This is a genomic window from Carnobacterium sp. (genome assembly GCF_032094055.1).
In the GTDB taxonomy this organism is placed as follows: domain Bacteria; phylum Bacillota; class Bacilli; order Lactobacillales; family Carnobacteriaceae; genus Carnobacterium_A.
The window spans coordinates 1-2526 of record NZ_DAMDAK010000082.1; the positions used below are offsets into that span (position 1 = coordinate 1).

Annotated in this window: 4 protein-coding genes; all 4 read right to left on the minus strand. The window is 38.6% G+C overall.

The genetic code is table 11. The features are described 5' to 3' along the window. Positions 1–529, minus strand: a 529-nt coding sequence (locus RT405_RS11045) for an ABC transporter substrate-binding protein (RefSeq protein ID WP_313469689.1), incomplete at its 3' end; no start/stop codon positions are given. Continuing rightward, on the minus strand, positions 510–656 hold the full coding sequence (locus RT405_RS11050) for a hypothetical protein (protein WP_313469690.1): 147 nt from the start codon (positions 654–656) through the stop codon (positions 510–512). The genes RT405_RS11050 and RT405_RS11045, both read right to left, overlap by 20 nt. A gap of 409 nt (positions 657–1065) precedes the next feature. Continuing rightward, positions 1066–1734: an ABC transporter ATP-binding protein gene (locus tag RT405_RS11055; protein WP_313469691.1), complete on the minus strand. Its 669-nt coding sequence runs from the start codon at positions 1732–1734 to the stop codon at positions 1066–1068. Between the two features lie 10 nt (positions 1735–1744). Next, the coding region (locus RT405_RS11060) for an ABC transporter permease (RefSeq protein ID WP_313469693.1) at positions 1745–2526 on the minus strand (782 nt) is incomplete at its 5' end.

The following is a 2526-nucleotide window of genomic DNA, read 5'->3' on the forward strand; positions in this document are numbered from 1 at the left end:
TTAATGTGACTGTTTTATCGTCTACAGCGACTAAATTGGGTATCTCCGTTAGTCCTTCTTCCAGTTTTCCAGAAGATGTTACACCTTCCAATGAAGCTACCGCTACACCACGTGTTGTTTCTACTTCAGGGTCCGCAATCAAGTTGTAGGTAAAAACCACATCCTCTGCCGTAACAGGTGTGCCATCAGACCATTTGGCATCTGGATTTAATTTGATCGTATAGTTTTGATTATCTTCTGTTTCAAAACTATCTGCCAATCTCGGCTGAAATGTCAATGCATCCGGCATATCCAACAGGGCGTTATAGAAGAAACGCTGCGCCCACCGAGCAGATACACCAGCTGCATTTATCGGGCTGAAATTATCTGGCGGGTTGGTCATCCCTATGTAGAGAATGTCTTGAGAGGTGGCTTTAACTTGCGCTCCTTCCTTTTCTGTCTTATTGCCGCAGCCAGATAAGAATAAAAAGACTACTAGGCTCATTAAGATACTCCATTTCTTCATTCCATTATTTGTTTGCTTTTTCATAGTTGTTCTCTCCTTTTTTGTCATTTATTCTCTCTCCTGCTGTTCTTTTTCTTGTTCTAGCCTGATGTTCTCCTTTCTCTTTAACCATAAGTGCTTCTGCTTTTTCCACTCTCTTACTTAAAAACAAAAAACAAGCCCTTCAGAAAAGATGAAGGGCTTGTTTATCGAACAGAATCGATAGAGCCCTAGGATACGAAAACTAGGACTCAACTAATTGAATAGTTCGAATCCTAGGGCATAATTAAAATTAAGTTGTTTTTAGTTAGAAGAGCAGCAGGCATAACAGATGTGAAGGTCAATTGTATTTCTTTTCTCATAATGTTTTCCCACCCCTTAAATGTATGTTGTAGTTGAATAATACCCGCAAAAATTAGAATAGTCAAACGTTATCTTAATCTGATTTTCATTAAAAAATCACTCCGCTAAAAGTAAGCGCGTTCAATAATCATCGTTTTATTTTAGTTATTAGCGTAGCAATAGCTTTTTTGCAAAAAAAGAGAACTAATAAAAATAATTTTTCATTAGCTCTTTTTTTATTATTTTTTTGTCAGTATTCCATCTTTCATCACATATACGCTATCGCAATGTTCAATTAAGCGCTCATCATGTGTGACCATAATGGTAGCTTTTTTTTGTGCTTTGGTTTCACGAGCTAAAATTTTGACCACTTCAAATGCTTTTTCGGAGTCTAAACTAGCTGTTGGTTCATCTGCTAAAATAACCGAGGGTCCATGGTAAATTGCTCGTGCGATAGCTGCACGTTGCCGTTCTCCCCCTGATAAGTCGCTTGGGTATTTCTTTTTCAGTTCTTTTATTCCAAGTTCGTCTAATAAAGTATCGCTTTTAGTTGTGTCCATTTTAGTTTTGTTTATTTTATTTACCAAACGCAATTGGTCTTCCACCGTTAAAAATGGTACTAAATTTGAAGCCTGCAAAATAAACCCAATTTCTTTAAACCGCAAAGCAGCTCGTTCTTTTTCAGGCACTTCACTAAACTTATGATTGTTTATCAATACTTTTCCTTCAGAAGGAGTTTGCAATCCGCCGATAATCGTTAACAACGTACTCTTACCTGAACCGCTCGGCCCAATGATCGCTGCAAACTCACCTGCTTCGACCGAAAAATTCGTTTTTTTCAATGCTTCAACTTTCGTATGCCCTTCGCCAAAAGTACGCGTTACATCAACTAATTCGATTAATTTCATTTTCTTCCCCCTAACCGATCGCTTCTAATGGATCAATATTGACCACTGTTCTGACTGAAAACAAAGCACCTAACACAGCTACTAAAATCAATAAAAACGTTATCGCCGCTAGAAAGATTACGTTGGTTCGATAAGGCACCGCTGCTGGTAAAATGACAGCTGTTAAAATAGTTAAGCCTAATCCAATTCCCACTCCTACTGCAGCTAATAAAAAAGTTTGCGCGACAACTGAAGCAGAAATATATCTGTTCGAGATTCCTTGGGCTTTCATCACGCCAAACATGCTGGTTTTTTGCAAGGTTAAGACATAGATAAAGATGCCAATCACAACAGCAGCAATGACCACTAAGAAACCGATCATCAACCCAAAGGTCAAAACTTGCGCAGTATAGCCTGGTATTTTATTAATGTATTCTTTAATCGGATAAGCAACCAAGTCATCATTATCGATTTGTACCGTATCCAATGACCCGCCTTCGCCCCGAACGACTACTGCGCTGATACGTCCATTATCAGAATCATCCGCTTTTTCAAAACGCACTTCTTGAAAAGCCGGTATAGTCGTATACAAAACGGGTGCTACATTGAATTTAGCGTTTTCTGTAAACCCTACAACGGTTACTTCTTTATCATTTCCAGCCAGCTCTAAGGTATCTCCAATCTCCACGCCTTCTTCTTCTTTCAAACTGATATCAGCTACGACTTCATCTTTTCCGCTGAATGCTTCACCTTCGATTACTTCCGGCATAATGAACTGATCAGCGTCAATACCAAAAAATGTGACATTTATTT